12 protein-coding genes and 1 pseudogene are annotated in these 13,859 nt (G+C 70.5%); 2 read left to right on the top strand and 11 right to left on the bottom strand.

Features of this window, described 5'->3' with window-relative positions:
• Positions 1-92: 92 nt before the first annotated feature.
• The 4 genes from CyaNS01_RS00590 to CyaNS01_RS00575 are packed head-to-tail and all read right to left on the bottom strand — an operon-like array spanning position 93 to position 3,763.
• Positions 93-1,424, bottom strand: coding sequence for a sugar ABC transporter substrate-binding protein (locus CyaNS01_RS00590; protein WP_370561616.1), 1,332 nt, complete (start codon positions 1,422-1,424; stop codon positions 93-95).
• A complete protein-coding gene (gene mreD / locus CyaNS01_RS00585; RefSeq protein WP_186698033.1) occupies positions 1,415-1,945 on the bottom strand; it encodes a rod shape-determining protein MreD in 531 nt (176 codons plus the stop codon). The genes CyaNS01_RS00590 and mreD overlap by 10 nt, the downstream gene beginning before the upstream one ends.
• Positions 1,946-1,970: 25 nt before the next feature.
• The gene (gene mreC, locus CyaNS01_RS00580; RefSeq protein WP_186698032.1) at positions 1,971-2,711 is read right to left on the bottom strand and encodes a rod shape-determining protein MreC; all 741 of its coding nucleotides are present in this window, start codon (positions 2,709-2,711) and stop codon (positions 1,971-1,973) included.
• 5 nt (positions 2,712-2,716) lie between these two features.
• Positions 2,717-3,763: a rod shape-determining protein gene (locus tag CyaNS01_RS00575; protein WP_304523750.1), complete on the bottom strand. Its 1,047-nt coding sequence runs from the start codon at positions 3,761-3,763 to the stop codon at positions 2,717-2,719.
• A gap of 138 nt (positions 3,764-3,901) precedes the next feature.
• On the opposite strand from CyaNS01_RS00575, the gene CyaNS01_RS00570 reads away from it, so the two are divergent.
• Complete coding sequence (locus CyaNS01_RS00570) at positions 3,902-4,312, top strand: single-stranded DNA-binding protein (protein WP_186698028.1); 411 nt, start codon at positions 3,902-3,904, stop codon at positions 4,310-4,312.
• A gap of 59 nt (positions 4,313-4,371) precedes the next feature.
• Here CyaNS01_RS00570 and ahcY read toward each other — a convergent pair whose 3' ends face one another.
• On the bottom strand, positions 4,372-5,799 hold the full coding sequence (ahcY, locus tag CyaNS01_RS00565; protein ID WP_186698026.1) for an adenosylhomocysteinase: 1,428 nt from the start codon (positions 5,797-5,799) through the stop codon (positions 4,372-4,374).
• Between the two features lie 123 nt (positions 5,800-5,922).
• Here ahcY and tsaE point away from each other — a divergent pair, with 123 nt between their 5' ends.
• The gene (gene tsaE / locus CyaNS01_RS00560; protein ID WP_225875714.1) at positions 5,923-6,432 is read left to right on the top strand and encodes a tRNA (adenosine(37)-N6)-threonylcarbamoyltransferase complex ATPase subunit type 1 TsaE; all 510 of its coding nucleotides are present in this window, start codon (positions 5,923-5,925) and stop codon (positions 6,430-6,432) included.
• Between the two features lie 25 nt (positions 6,433-6,457).
• Here the strand turns inward: tsaE and CyaNS01_RS00555 are convergent, their stop codons facing one another.
• The 6 genes and pseudogenes from CyaNS01_RS00555 to mgtE form a co-directional block, all read right to left on the bottom strand.
• Entirely contained in the window at positions 6,458-7,468 is a 1,011-nt protein-coding gene (locus CyaNS01_RS00555; RefSeq protein ID WP_186698025.1) for a carbohydrate kinase, read from the bottom strand.
• A 47-nt stretch (positions 7,469-7,515) separates the two neighbouring features.
• Positions 7,516-8,673, bottom strand: a pseudogene (gene mutT / locus CyaNS01_RS00550) (8-oxo-dGTP diphosphatase MutT).
• Between the two features lie 85 nt (positions 8,674-8,758).
• Positions 8,759-9,835 (bottom strand): glycosyltransferase family 2 protein, encoded by a 1,077-nt coding sequence (locus CyaNS01_RS00545; RefSeq protein ID WP_186698023.1) that lies wholly within the window; start codon positions 9,833-9,835, stop codon positions 8,759-8,761.
• Positions 9,832-11,184, bottom strand: coding sequence for an NDP-hexose 2,3-dehydratase family protein (locus tag CyaNS01_RS14810; protein ID WP_186698021.1), 1,353 nt, complete (start codon positions 11,182-11,184; stop codon positions 9,832-9,834). Before CyaNS01_RS14810 ends, CyaNS01_RS00545 begins: the two co-directional genes overlap by 4 nt.
• Before the next feature lie 80 nt (positions 11,185-11,264).
• The gene (locus tag CyaNS01_RS00535; RefSeq protein WP_186699997.1) at positions 11,265-12,233 is read right to left on the bottom strand and encodes an RpoD/SigA family RNA polymerase sigma factor; all 969 of its coding nucleotides are present in this window, start codon (positions 12,231-12,233) and stop codon (positions 11,265-11,267) included.
• 159 nt (positions 12,234-12,392) lie between these two features.
• Entirely contained in the window at positions 12,393-13,805 is a 1,413-nt protein-coding gene (gene mgtE, locus CyaNS01_RS00530; protein ID WP_186698019.1) for a magnesium transporter, read from the bottom strand.
• Positions 13,806-13,859 lie beyond the last annotated feature (54 nt).

The raw sequence follows: 13,859 nt of genomic DNA, 5'->3' as shown, positions 1-13,859 counted from the left end.
TCATCCCCCAGATCGGCTCCGGCAGTTCCGTTCTGCCCAGGCTTAAGCATTTCTGCAGAAACAGACAGAAGGGGGCGCTGCTGCTACGCGGCTCAGGGCCAGCGGGACGCCGCGTAGCGGTCCCACTCCTGGCGCGCTGCCGCCAGGGCGGTGTCGCTGTCGCTCTGGCCCAGCATGGCGCGCTGGAGCTGGGTGTAGACGATGGTCTGCAGTCGTTTGATGCCCGGGATCGCCGGCACCAGCACCTGGGCCCGCTCCAGGGTGGTGGCCGAGAGCAGGCGGGCGTTCTCCACCAGCTGCTGCTCGGCGGGGGCGCCGCTCTCCTGCTGGCGCAGGCTGGCCTGCAGCCGTTCCAGGGCCGCGACGGCCGAGGGCAGCACCCGGGCCTCCTCGGCAAAGCGGTATTGGTTGTCGGCGTTGGTGAGAAACAGGCCGAAACTCACCGCCGCCGCCGCCATGGCGCTCTGCTTCGGCACCACCAGATTCATCACGGCCACGTTGGCGGCGCCATCGGCGCCGGTGAGGGGTGGGAAGGGGCCGGTGCGTGCAGCGATGCCGGGGGCGTTGGTCTGGAGGTTGCGCAGGAAATCCGGCCCGGTGGACACCTGGGCGAGATCGCCCGACTGGTAGAGCTCGATGGCGCGGCGGTAGCCCTGGCTCACCACCTCGCGGGGCAGCAGACCCCGGCGGTAGAGATCACTCCAGAACGCAAAGGCCCGTCTGCCGGCGGGGCTGTCGAAGGCGGCCCGGCGGCGGTCATCGAGCAGCCGCACGCCCATCTGCACCATCGACTCGAGCAGCTCGGCCGAGTCGTCGGGCACCACGGTGGTGAACAGGGCATAGCGGCCCGTGCGGCGCCGCACCGCCTCGGCATAGGCGGGCACCTGGTCCCAGCGGCTCGGTGGCGCTGCATAGCCCGCCTGCTGCAGCAGCTCCCGGTTGGCCATCGTGATCCTGGCCGTGAGGTACCAGGGAATGGCGAACTGGCTGCCGTCCTGCTGCCCCGCCTGCCAGATCCGCGGCAGGTAGCGCTGCTCGGCCCCCGCCGGCAGCACGGGCTCCAGGTCGAGCAGGCCCCCCTTGCTGGCCAGGTTGGCCGCGAAGGGGGGGTTGAGGTTCACCAGATCCGGAGCGGTGCGGGCGAACACGGCAGCCAGCAGCTTGCGCTCCACCGAGCCCCAGGGCACATCGGTCCAGCGCACCCGGATGCCGGGATTCTGGGCCTCCCAGGCCGCGATCACAGCCGCCAGGTAGTCGTTGAAGCGCGGGGCCAGATCCAGGGTCCACACGTTCAGCTCGCGCCGGCCATCGGGGCCGACTCCACCGCCGCCGCGGCCGCCGCAGGCCCCCAGGGCTCCGCTGAGCCCGGCCGAAGCGCCGGCCATCGCCAGCAGTCGCAACAGCTCTCGCCGCCTCAAGGCCATCGGGTTCCGCCTCCCATCACGTCACTGCGCAGTCCAGGAACCTGCAGGCGCCAGAGCAGCAGCTGCAGGGAGCACAGCATGGGCGCCAGCAGGGCGGTGAGCAGGGTCTGGGCCATGAGCACGTGCAGGGGAGCCGCGCCGAGCTGGCCCGCCAGGTGCTGCTGCAGCATCACGCTGAGGCCGAGCAGGGCCGTGCCGAGCAGGGCCAGCAGGCCGAGGTTGAAGCTGCGCTCCAGCCGGGGATGGCGGCGTCCCAGCCGGCCCCACCACCAGCCCAGCAACAGCAGCGCCGGAATCTGGCTCACAGGGCCGAGCTGCAGGGCATCGAGCATCAGGCCCAGCATCAGCCCCGCCAGCATCCCCGACCAGGGCCCATCCACCAGCGACCAGGGCAGCAGCCAGAGCACCGCCCAGCTGGGACCCACCCCCGCCAGCTGCAACAGGGCCGGAGACCCCAGGCTGAGCAGGGGCACCAGCAGCAGTGTGGCGGCGCACCAGCGCTGGCGAGCCAGGCCGCTCATCGGCCGGTCTCCGCCCGGGCGCCGCTCACTGCGGCCTCACCTGCACCCAGTCCACCGCGTCCAGGGGGGCGCTGAGCTGCACCACGGCCTCCGGGGCCGGCACCGCGTCTTCATCCACCGTCTGCACCACTCCCACGGTGAGGTTGGGGGGCACGAGGGTGCTGGCCGGGGAGGTCACGATCACATCACCGGGCCGCACGGTGAGATCCCGATCGATGAAGCGCAGCACGGGCCTGGGGGTGCCGAGGCCCACCAGCAGCCCATGGCGCCGGACCCGGGCCACCCACACCCCCACCCGGCTGCTGGAATCGGTGAGCAGGGCCACCGTGGCCGTGCTGGGTGTCACGCTGACCACCCGCCCCACCAGACCGCCCGGGGCCACCACCGCCTGGCCCGGCGCCACCCCCTGCAGGGAGCCCCGCCCGAGCACCAGCTGGCGCCACCAGCCACCGGCGGTGCGGGAGATCACCGGGGCAGGAATCGCCTTGCCGCCGGCCTGCTGCAGATCAAGCAGCTCCCGTAGCCGCAGGTTGTCCGCCTCCAGCATCGAGAGGCGGGTCTGCTGGTCGAGCTGCTGGGCCGACCTGATCCATTCCCCCTGGGCACTGCCCGGCCAGAACGGGCGACTCAGCAGGGCATAGGCATCGCTCAGCCCAGCTCCCTTGCTGAGACGGACCCCCACCAGGGCCAGCAGCAGCAGCCCCCAGGGCCAGAAGGCCCTGAGCCGGCGCAGCGGCGGCAGTCGCGGCTGGCGGTCCGACGGCATGGAGCTCAGGCCGCCATGCGCACGAAGTCAGGAGTGTCCAGCACGCGCTCCAGGCGCTTGTAGTCCTCCAGGACCATGCCGCAGCCCATCACCACACAGAGGAGCGGGTCTTCGGCGATGTGGGTGAGGATGCCCGTCTCGTGGCTGATCAGGTCGCTGATGCCGCGCACCATGGCGCCGCCGCCGGCCAGCATGATGCCGCGATCAACGATGTCGGCCGCCAGCTCCGGCGGCGTGCGCTCCAGGGTGCGCTTCACGGCCTCCACGATCACGTTGAGGGGCTCGGCCATGGCCTCGCGGATGTCGCCGGCCCGCACGTTGATGGTGCGGGGCAGGCCGGAGAGCAGGTGCAGGCCGCGCACGTCCATGGAGGTCTCGTCGTGCTCGTCGTCGGGGAAGGCCGAGCCGATCCGGATCTTGATGTCCTCGGCGGTGCGCTCACCGACCACCAGGTTGTGCACCTTCTTGAGGTACACGCCGATCGAATCACTGAGTTCATCGCCCGCCACGCGCACCGATTCACTCAGCACCGTGCCGCCGAGGCTGAGCACCGCCACCTCGGTGGTGCCGCCGCCGATGTCCACGATCATGGTGCCCACGGGCTCGGTCACCGGCAGACCGGCGCCGATGGCCGCGGCCACGGGCTCATCGATCAGATGCACCTCCCGGGCGCCCGCCAGCCCCGCTTCCCGCACGGCGCGGCGCTCCACGCCGGTGACGCCGCTGGGGATGCCGATCACCAGCCGCGGCGCCACGATGCCGCGGCCCTCGTTGCCCTTCTGGATGAAGGTCTTGATCATCTGTTCGGCGGCGTCGAAGTCGGCGATCACGCCGTCGCGCAGCGGCCGGATGGCCCGGATGTTGCCGGGGGTGCGGCCCAGCATCAGCTTGGCCTCATCGCCCACCGCCAGGGGCACACCGCGCTCCAGATCCAGGGCCACCACTGAAGGCTCCTGCAGCACAATGCCCTTGCCCGACACATACATCAAGGTGTTGGCCGTGCCCAGATCGATGCCGATGTCGCGGGAGAACTGGAAACGACGAAAGAACACGGACATCTGTTGAGGCAGCCCCGCATCATACGGGGACCATCGGGGAGCGTTACAGCCGGCCCCCAGGGTGGAACTGAACCGCTGAGGGCGCCTCAAGGGGTGCCGCATCATTGATCCAATCGACCAAGGAGACCCGCTATGGGCGTCAATTCCATCACTCTCGTCGGCCGTGCCGGCCGCGATCCCGAAGTGCGCTACTTCGAGTCCGGCAGCGTGGTGGCCAACCTCACCCTGGCGGTGAACCGGCGCAGCCGCGACGACGAACCGGACTGGTTCAACCTCGAGATCTGGGGCAAGCAGGCCCAGGTGGCCGCCGACTATGTGCGCAAGGGCTCCCTGCTGGGGATCATCGGCAGCTTCAAGCTCGACCGCTGGACCGACCGCACCAGCGGTGAGGAACGCACCAAACCGGTGATCCGGGTGGATCGCCTCGAGCTGCTGGGCTCCCGCCGCGACGCCGAGGGCGCCATGGGCGGAGGTGGCGGCAGCTTCGGCGGTGGGGGCGGCTACGGCGGTGGCGAACCCAGTGAGGAGGAAGTGCCGTTCTGAACGCAGGCCAGGGCCCCCACGGAGGGGGCCCGACCGGGGCGCCAGACCGACGAATCAGCTCAGTAGCGGTAGTGCGCGAGCTTGTAGGGCCCTTCCACAGGCACGTTGATGTAGGCGGCCTGCTCGGCACTGAGCTCGGTGAGCCGGGCGCCGATCTTCTCGAGGTGCAGGCGGGCCACCATCTCATCGAGGTGCTTGGGCAGCACGTACACCTCCTTGCCGTAGTGGTCCCCCTTGGTGAACAGCTCGATCTGGGCCAGCACCTGGTTGGTGAAGGAGTTGCTCATCACGAAGCTGGGGTGACCGGTGGCGCAGCCCAGGTTCACCAGCCGGCCCTCAGCCAGCAGGATGATCCGGTTGCCGCTGGGCAGCAGGATGTGATCCACCTGGGGCTTGATGTTGTCCCAGCTGTACTGCTTCAGGGACGCCACATCGATCTCGTTGTCGAAGTGGCCGATGTTGCAGACGATCGCCTGATCCTTCATGCGGATCAGGTGCTCGTGGCGGATCACCTGGAAGTTGCCGGTGGCGGTCACGAAGATGTCCACGTCGGCCACCACGTCGTCGAGGCGCACCACGCGGTAGCCCTCCATGGCCGCCTGCAGGGCGCAGATGGGGTCGATCTCGGCAATCATCACCGTGGCGCCGAGGCCTCTGAGCGACTGGGCCGAGCCCTTGCCCACATCGCCGTAGCCCATCACCAGGGCCACCTTGCCGGCCACCATCACGTCGGTGGCGCGCTTGATCGAATCCACCAGGGATTCGCGGCAGCCGTAGAGGTTGTCGAACTTGCTCTTGGTGACCGAATCGTTGACGTTGATCGCCGGGAAGGGGAGTTCACCGGCCTTCTGAAGCTGGTACAGCCGCGCCACACCCGTGGTGGTTTCCTCGGTGACGCCCTGGATGGCGGCATGGATGCGGGAGTAGAAGCCCGGCTGGACCGCGAGCTTCTGGCGGATGCTGTTGAAGAGAGCGGTTTCCTCTTCGTTGGAGGGGTGATCGAGAACGGAGGGATCCTGCTCGGCCTTGGTGCCGAGAATCACCAGACCGGTGGCATCGCCACCGTCGTCGAGGATCATGTTGGGCGTGCCGCCATCGCCCCACTCGAGGATGCGGTGGGTGAAGGCCCAGTATTCATCGAGGCTTTCGCCCTTGTAGGCGAACACAGGCACGCCGCTGGCGGCGATCGCGGCGGCGGCGTGGTCCTGGGTGGAGAAGATGTTGCAGCTGGCCCAGCGCACCTCGGCGCCGAGGGCCGTGAGGGTGTCGATCAGAACGGCCGTCTGGATCGTCATGTGCAGCGACCCGGCGATGCGGGCGCCCTTGAGGGGCTGCTGGGCGCCGAAGCTGCGGCGCAGGGCCATCAGGCCCGGCATCTCCGTTTCGGCGATGGCGATCTCCTTGCGACCGAAGTCAGCGAGGTCGATGTCGGCGATCACATACGACGATGTGGTCTGCAGCGTGGGCGCAGTGGGGGTGGCCACCATGGTTGGGACTCCTGAAGAACAGCTCACTCCCGGCTGGGAGGGCGTGGTTGGGGAAATATCTGCAGAGACGCCGAGGCTTCGGGCTCGCTTGAGCGGCAATCTACAGACAGCTTCCCGATTCGCGTGAGCCCCTCCAGCCCGCCCTGGCGCCGCCAGCAGCTCGCCGATGCCTGCGCCACCCGGGCCCTGGGGGCGGCGCTGGCGCTGTGGCTGAAGCCCACGGGCCCGGGGCTGGCGGCCCAGGCGCCGATGCTGCTGTTGCAGGGCGACCTCGGCAGCGGCAAGACCTGCCTGGTGCAGGGCCTGGCCACGGCCCTGGGCATCGACGAACCGATCACCAGCCCCACCTTCGCCCTGGCCCAGCACTACCTGCCGCGGGGAGCCGATGCAGCGGCGCGGCCGCTTGTGCACCTCGATCTCTACCGGCTGGAGCAGGCGGGCGCGGCCGATGAGCTGCTGGCCCAGGAAGAGGAAAGTGCGCTTGAGCTGGGCGCCGTGCTGGCCGTGGAATGGCCCGAGCGGCTGAGCCTGCCCCCCAGCGAGGCCTGGTGGCTGGAGCTGCAGCTGCTGGATGGCGCCGACCCCGAGGCCGGCCGCCAGGCCCTGCTCTGGCGCCCGGCCAAGGCTCGCTAGCCCGACCTGAGCCCGGCTCCGCCGATCAGTGCGGAGGCCCGCTCTGCCGAGCCGCCAGAAAGGCCTCCACCTGAGCGGCAGTGGGCTGGGGATCGATGGCGCCGGCCCCCTGGCACACCAGGGCGCCGCAGCCGCTGGCGAAGCGCATCAGCTGCTCCACCGCCAGCCCGTCCTGGCCACCCAGCAGATCAGGCCTGGCCACCAGGCCATGCAGCAGCCCGGCCGTGAACGCATCCCCGGCCCCGGTGCTGTCGAGCACCGGCACCCGGTAGGGGGCCATGACGCCACTGGATCGTCCCAGGCACCAGCGCAGCGGCGCCGCCCCATCGGTGACCACCACGGCCGGCTGCTGGGGCAGGGCCGCCCGAACCTGCTCTGGATCGGCACTGCCGAACAGCCACTGCGCCTCTTCGGCGGCGCACTTGAGCAGGGTGGCCCGCTGCAGCAGGGCGAGCATGGCAGCGGCCTGCTCCGGCCTGGGAGCCGCGTCCGGCGGCGCCGTGTCATCCCAGAAGGTGGGTCGCCAGTTGACATCCACCGCCAGGGCCACGCCGGCGATTCCGGCCTGCTCCACGGCACGCTCCAGGGCCGCCGCGGCGCCGCCGGCCAGGGGCAGGGTGCCCACCAGCAACCAGCTGGCCTGCTGCGGCAGGGTGACGGCCTGCAGGGCCTCGTCGGCGAAGCCCTCGCCACGGTTGCCCGCGAAGCCACCGAACTGGCGCTCGCCGGCCAGGTCACGGCGCACCAGCACGATGCGGGTGGGCCGCTCGGCATCCCACTGCAGGCCGCTGGTGTCGACGCCCCGGGCCCGGAACAGCGCCGCCAGGGCCTCGCCAGCCGGGTCCCGGCCCAGCCGGCCCAGGAAGGCCGCCTGCCTGCCCAGGCGGGCCAGGGCGCAGGCCACATTGGCGGGGGCGCCACCGAGGCGGTCGTCGCAGTCGCCGGCAGGGGCGCTGGCGGGATCGCCGCCCAGGGGTCCCAGGCGATCCACCAGCGCCTCGCCGAGGCAGAGCACCAGCGGTGGTGAGGCAGCCATGGGAGCGGGGCCAGTTCCCCCCAGGCTGGCCCAGGGCCGAGTCGGCGTCAGCCGGGCTCCACCAGCCCCCGGGCAAGCCGGTCCTGCAGGGCGGCAATGATGCGGGCGTTCGCCGCCGGGAAGGGAAAGTCCGCCAGCTGCTCCGGCCGCACCCAGCGCACCTGCTGGCTGGCCAGGGGCTGGGGCTCGCCACTGCTCCAGCGGCAGAGGTGCACCACGAAGCGCAGCCGCTTGTGGCTGTAGGCGTGCTCGAGGCGGATCAGCTCCTCACCCACCTGCACCTCGATGGCCAGTTCCTCGCGCAGTTCGCGGGCGATGGTGGCCGCAATCGCCTCGCCGGGCTCCTGCTTGCCGCCGGGAAACTCCCACAGCCCCCCCAGCAGGCCCTCCGGCAGGCGCTGATCGATCAGCACCCGGCCGTCGGCGTCGAGCACCACCCCCACCCCGATCACCTGGAAGGGCACGGTCTTGGCGGCATCCTTCACGGGGAAGCGGGCGGGATCGCCGGCAGCGTAGGCAGCGCAGTGGCCCTGCCAGGGGCAGACCCCGCAGCGCGGTTGGCGGGGGGTGCAGACGCTGGCGCCCAGGTCCATCAGGGCCTGGTTGAAGGCGCGGGGATGGCGGCGATCCAGGAGGGTGTGGCTCAGCTGCCAGTACGCCGCCTGCTGGCGGGCCGGGGGCTGGGGGCAGGCCAGCAGCCGCGCCAGCAGCCGCCGCACGTTGCCGTCCAGGATCGGGTGGGGCAGGTCGTAGGCCGAGGAGAGGATGCTGCCGGCGGTGCTGGGGCCCACCCCCGGCAGCGCCAGCCAGCCCTCCAGCTGCCGCGGCCAGGGGTCGCGCAGGGCTTGGCCTTGAGAGGCTTGGCCTTGAGAGGCCTGGTCAGGCGGGGCCTGCGTCAACAGCTGCCTGGCCCCCTGATGCAACCGCCGCGCCCGGGCCTAGTAGCCGAGGCCCTGCCAGAGCAGCAGCACCTGATGCTGCTCGGCGCCCGCCAGGGCCTCCAGGCTCGGGAAGGCCGCCATCCAGCGCTGCCAGTAGGAGAGCGCCACCTGCAGCTGGGTCTGCTGCAGCATGATCTCGGCCACCCAGATCCCCCAGGGATCGAGGACCTCGCCGGGCTGGGGCGGGCGGCCATCGGCATGCAGCTTCCAGGGGAGGTCATGGCGTCCCTCCAGGCGCCACCAGGCCAGCAGCCGGCTGCGCAGCAGCGGCGCCTGGCCGCTGAGCCGCTCCGTGGCCGCCTCCAGGCTCCACGCCACCGCCGAGCTAGCCCCCATTCCCTGCTTCCCCCTACCGCGCCTGCTGGGAACCGGGAACAGACGCCTCCCGGTAGCGCTCAGGTTCGGCCAGCAGCCTGGCCAGATCCGGCACCAGCGCCAGGGTTTCTCCGGTGCGCTGGCGCAGCAGCCGGGAGTGGTAGGCACCGGGCTCCACCCCCTGGCGACGCCAGCGCAGCACCTGCCAGTCGAAGCCCAGCAGGCGATAGAGCAGCGCCTGCAGCCGCAGGCCCGGGGTCAGGGCGGCAGGCCGCTCACGCCGGCCGATGGGACGGCCGAGCTGGGCGGCGGTCTGGCGCAGCTTGCGCGGAAGCCGCTGGCGCAGCTGCTCGGGGCTGAGCGATTCGAACAGGCGGATCAGCCGCTGGTGCTCCGGGGTGAGGGCGTTGTAGCGATGGCGGCTGCCGCGGTGGTTGTGGCTCACCACCCGGATGCCGGCGAGGTCTGGCGTGAAGACGAAACGGCCGCCCAGGCGCCAGGCGCGCAGCAGCCAGTCGCGCAGGGAGGTGCGCCAGAGGCGGCTGGAATGGATCCAGGGGCCGACGCGGCGGGCGTAGGCCGTGCGCACCAGCCAGAAACTGCTGGGGTCGTAGTAGAGGTCTTCGGGGCGGAGCAGCAGGCGCAGATCCCTGAGCTCGGGGCCGATCGTGAGGCGCTTCATGAACACGGGCCGAATTGAACCATCGGGCGCTTCGTGGCAGGTGGCCAGCTTCAGGGCCGGCGCCAGCAGCAGGTCGGCGCCGCTCTGCTCAAGCCGCTGCAGGCCCAGTTCCAGGTGATCCGGCAGCAGCAGGTCGTCGTGGTTGAGGAAACACACTACCGGCGCCCTGGCCAGGGCCAGCCCGAAGGAATTGGGGCCCGACTGCTCCCCGAAGCGCTCGCTCAGGTTGTAGTAGCGCAGGCGGGCATCAGCCAGCTCAGCGAGCATGGCGCCCGTGTCAGGCGCGCAGCAGTCGCCCACCACCACGGCCTCCCAGTCGGCACAGGTCTGCAGCTGCAGCGCCCGCAGGGTGCTGCGCAGGGCATCCACCCGTTGGTAGGTGGCGATCACGAAACTGACGCGGGCGGCCGGGGGCAGCACGGCGCTCACAGGTAAGCCAGCAGCATCGAGATCAGGCTGCGCGCCTCATTGGAGAACACGCCCTGGCGCTTGAGCAGCCGCTCGATCTGGCCGAGGGTCATCCAGCCCAGTGATGGCGAGCTGGGCAGCGCATCGTCCTCCGCCATCAGGGCGATGCTGTAGCGGGCGACGGAGCGGTAGAAGCGCCCTCCCTCATCGGAATGGAGGCTGCTGAGCAAGGGGGTGGCCCGCCCCAGGAGTTCCTGCAGCACGAGCTCCTCAGCATCGAGTTCCGGCACCGGCGAGGGGGCTCCGCCGGCATCCTGAAGGGCCGGGCCGTACTGAAAACCCTCGCGGAAGCCGATCTCAGCGCGGCAGCGGAACAGCAGGTGCAGCACTCCGTTGACGTGGCGCCCCAGCAGCACCGCCGTGCCCTGGCGCTCCTGGGCCACGATCGGCTGATCCCAGCTCTGCACCTCGCGTTCGCTGGAGCGCACGGCCACCTGGCGCACATCGAAGCTGCCCGCTGGCCCCAGCAGGCGCGGCTGGCGGCCCTCCAGCCAGTCCAGCTCCCGATCCAGCGACACGGTGCGCACCTGGAAGGGGTAGGCCTGGCGCAGCTGCTCCAGCGCCGCCAGGATGGTCTGCTCGCTGCTGTGGGCCTGGCCGGCCGGCGCCGCGTGGGAGCGCAGCAGGCTCTCACCGATCCCCCCCTGACCGTGCCAGCGGCCGAAGGGCACCGTGCCGCCGGCCAGCAGCGACCAGTCGGAGCTGGCCAGCACCGAGCGGGCATCGGTGTTGATCTGGAAGTCGCTGCCCAGCAGGGCACACACCTCGGGTACCGGGGCCCAGTGATACCCCTCCGGCGTGTCGAGGGGCAGCTCCGGTGGCACTTCCACCGTCATGTTGCGGTTGTACTTGCCCAGGAAGCGGGTGCCCTGCTCGGACTGCAGGCTGTCGGCATGCACCAGGGCGGCCGCATGGCCGGTGAAGAAGTCGAGAAACGGGGTGGCCTTGCCGTGGTGCAGGCGCTGGTAGTTGCTGCGGGTGGCCTGCACCGAGGGAGCGGCCTGACAGAGGCCGATGTTGCCCGGTTCCGGCTTGGCCTGGATCAGCAGATGGGGCACGCCGCCGCGGCGCTGCAGCAGAAAGCCGAGGATGCCGATCTCAGGCTGGTTGATCAGGGGCTGGCGCAGGGTGACGCCGGAGCCGGTTTCGGCCTGGACCCCCACGATGCTGAAGAAGCCACCCGAGTGGTGCTGCAGGGCGCCACCGCTGTAGTGCCACTCCCGCGACTGCCGCCAGGGGATCTCCTCCACATCCATGTCGCAGAGCCGGCGGCGATGGTCCAACCAGGACAGCAGCGACTCAGGCGGCATGGGCAGCGACGGGGACTGGGGGCCGCAGGGCTTCGGGGCGACGCTAACCCTGCAGCTGACGAGCTCAGCGGCAGCCGAGCTCAGCTGGCCACATAGGCCTCCACGGCGCTGCCCAGACGGCGCAGGCCGGCCAGACCATCGCGCTCGAGGTTGCGCACGCGGTCGCGGCTGATGCCCAGCACGCGACCGATCCCGGTGAGGCTCATCGGCTCAGCCATCTCGGCCGACGCGGGATCGATGCCGTAGCGCATCTTCAGCACCCGGCCCTGCAGTTCAGGCAGCTGCTCCAGCAGCGCACGCAGGTCGCCCTTCAGGCACTCTCCGTCCACACGCTCCTCCGGCAGCTCCCCATCACCGGCCAGCAGGTCGAGCAGTTCCGTGTCCTCGCCGTCACCCACCTTCGTCTCCAGGCTCACCGGCTGCCGCGCCCGGCACAGCAGGTCCTTCACCTCCTCCTCCGGCAGCTCCACAAACACCGCCAGCTCGCTCACCGTGGGCGTGCGGCCCAGCTCCTGGCTCAGTTCCCGCTGACCCTTCTTCAGCTTGTTCAGCGTTTCGGTGATGTGGATCGGCAGCCGGATCGTGCGGCTCTTCTCCGCGATCGCCCGCGTGATCCCCTGCCGGATCCACCAGTACGCATACGTACTGAACTTGTAGCCCCGCGTCGGGTCGAACTTCTCCACACCCCGCACCAGGCCGATCGTGCCCTCCTGGATCAGGTCCAGCAGCTCCATGTTCCGCTTGGTGTATTTCTTCGCCACGCTCACCACCAGCCGCAGGTTCGCCGCCACCATCCGCTCCTTGGCACGGCGGCCCGCCTGCAGACGCTTCTTCAGCACCGGCAGGCTCAGGCCCGCCGCCGCCGCCAGCTCCGGCCGCTCCGGCGCCGTACCCCCGGCACGCATCGTCAGCTCCTGTTCGATCTCCTCAAGAGCCATCAGCTCCTGCACCTGGCGGCCCAGGGTGATCTCCTGCTCATGGCTCAGCAACGGCACCCGGCCGATGTCCCGCAGGTAGCTGCGCACCAGGTCTCCATCCACGGCCGGCATCGAGCGGGCCGGACGCTCGGAGCGCTGGCCGCGGGGGGCGGTGATGGGGGTGGGGGCGATGGCGATCGTCATGCTTCTGGCCCTTGAACTTTGGTTAAGCCTAACCTGAAGAAGTGTGAACGCTCTCTCATCTAGGCCCAAACGGCGGCCCGGGGCCCCTCAGCCCATGCCGAAGTGGCCGATCAGCCAGCCCGCGGTGCTCAGGTAGATGAACACCCCGGCCACATCGGTGGCGGTGGTGATGAAGGGTGCCGACATCAGCGCCGGATCCAGCTTGAGACGATCGAAGAGCAGCGGCAGCGCCGCCCCTGCCGTGGCCGCCAGGGTGGTGATCGCCAGCAGGCTGATCCCCACCGAGAGCCCCACCAGGGGGCCTTCGCCGCGCCACCAGGCCCAGGGCACCACCACCACCAGCATCAGCAGGCCCAGCAGGGCTCCGGCCACCGCCTCCCGCACGATCGTGCGCCAGGCCCCCAGGGCCTGGATCCGCTGGGTGCTGAGGCCGCGGATCACCACGGTGGAGCTCTGGGCGCCGACGTTGCCGCCGGTGCCGATCAGCAACGGAATGAAGGCCGCCAGCAGCACCACCTGGTTGAGCACCTCGCCCTGCAGGGCGATCACCTCGGAGGTGAAGCCGTTGGCCACCACCAGCACCGAGAGCCACACGACCCGGCGCCGAGCCACGGTGAACAGGTTGCTCTGGAAATAGTCGTCCTCATCGCCGGCCTGCACGGCGCCGGCGGCGTAGAGGTCACGGGTGGCCTCCTGCTCGATCACGTCGATCACGTCGTCCACCGTGACGATCCCCACCAGCCGCTCCTCGCGGTCCACCACGGGCACGGCCAGGAAGTCGTAGCGCTGGATGGCGCGGGCCACCTCCTCCTGGTCGGTCTCGGTGGACACGCTCACCACCTCCCGGGTCATCACATCGCCGATGCGGTCCTGGGGGTCGGCCACCACCAGGTCCCGCAGCGACAGGATGCCGGTGAGATAGCGCGAGCCGTCGGTCACATAGAGGGAATAGATGGTCTCGGTGTCGCGGGCGCGGCGGCGCACCAGTTCAAGGGCCTGGGCGGCGCTGTGGAACTCCTTCAGATCAATGAATTCCGTGGTCATCAGGCGCCCCGCCGTCTCGGCGGCGTAGCCCAGCAGCTGGGCGGTGACCCTGCGCTCGGCCGGGCTCAGCTCCGCCAGCAGCCGGCGCACCACCTTGGCCGGCAACTCATCGAACAGCCGCACCCGATCATCCGGCGACATGCTCTCCACCAGCTCCAGCACCTCGCCGGAGCGCAGCCGGTCGAGCAGGCTCTGCTGCACCGCACCGTCGAGGTATTCGTAGACCTCGATGGCCTCGTCCTTGGGCAGCAGCCGGAAGGCCAGGGCCTGCAGGGTGCGCGGCAGCGTGCCGATCGCCTCGGCGATGTCCACCTCCTGCACGGGCTGCAGCAGCAGCTTGGCGCCGTCATAGTTGCCGGCCTCCAGCAGGGTGGCCAGCTGGCGAGACACCATCTCAGCAACCATGACGCGGCCGACGCCGGAGAGCTCCTGGTTCGGGGCCTTCGCCTCGCTCATCGGCTCTCAGCCCAGGAACTCACGAGTTTATGGGCCGGCGCCTGGCGGTCAGCC

It is taken from the genome of Cyanobium sp. NS01 (genome assembly GCF_014280235.1).
Lineage (GTDB): Bacteria > Cyanobacteriota > Cyanobacteriia > PCC-6307 > Cyanobiaceae > NIES-981.
Note: the sequence above shows the minus strand (reverse complement) of the source record. Positions and strands in the feature narration are given on the sequence as shown.

Excerpts from the sequence above, each read along its gene's own strand:
- mreD (WP_186698033.1), bottom strand. The coding sequence starts at position 1,945 with ATGAGCGGCCTGGCTCGCCAGCGCTGGTGCGCCGCCACACTGCTGCTG.
- CyaNS01_RS00555 (WP_186698025.1), bottom strand. The coding sequence starts at position 7,468 with ATGGCTGCCTCACCACCGCTGGTGCTCTGCCTCGGCGAGGCGCTGGTG.
- CyaNS01_RS00535 (WP_186699997.1), bottom strand. The coding sequence starts at position 12,233 with ATGCCGGCCGTGGATGGAGACCTGGTGCGCAGCTACCTGCGGGACATC.
- ahcY (WP_186698026.1), bottom strand. The coding sequence starts at position 5,799 with ATGGTGGCCACCCCCACTGCGCCCACGCTGCAGACCACATCGTCGTAT.
- CyaNS01_RS00590 (WP_370561616.1), bottom strand. The coding sequence starts at position 1,424 with ATGGCCTTGAGGCGGCGAGAGCTGTTGCGACTGCTGGCGATGGCCGGC.
- mgtE (WP_186698019.1), bottom strand. The coding sequence starts at position 13,805 with ATGAGCGAGGCGAAGGCCCCGAACCAGGAGCTCTCCGGCGTCGGCCGC.
- CyaNS01_RS00570 (WP_186698028.1), top strand. The coding sequence starts at position 3,902 with ATGGGCGTCAATTCCATCACTCTCGTCGGCCGTGCCGGCCGCGATCCC.
- CyaNS01_RS14810 (WP_186698021.1), bottom strand. The coding sequence starts at position 11,184 with ATGCCGCCTGAGTCGCTGCTGTCCTGGTTGGACCATCGCCGCCGGCTC.
- mreC (WP_186698032.1), bottom strand. The coding sequence starts at position 2,711 with ATGCCGTCGGACCGCCAGCCGCGACTGCCGCCGCTGCGCCGGCTCAGG.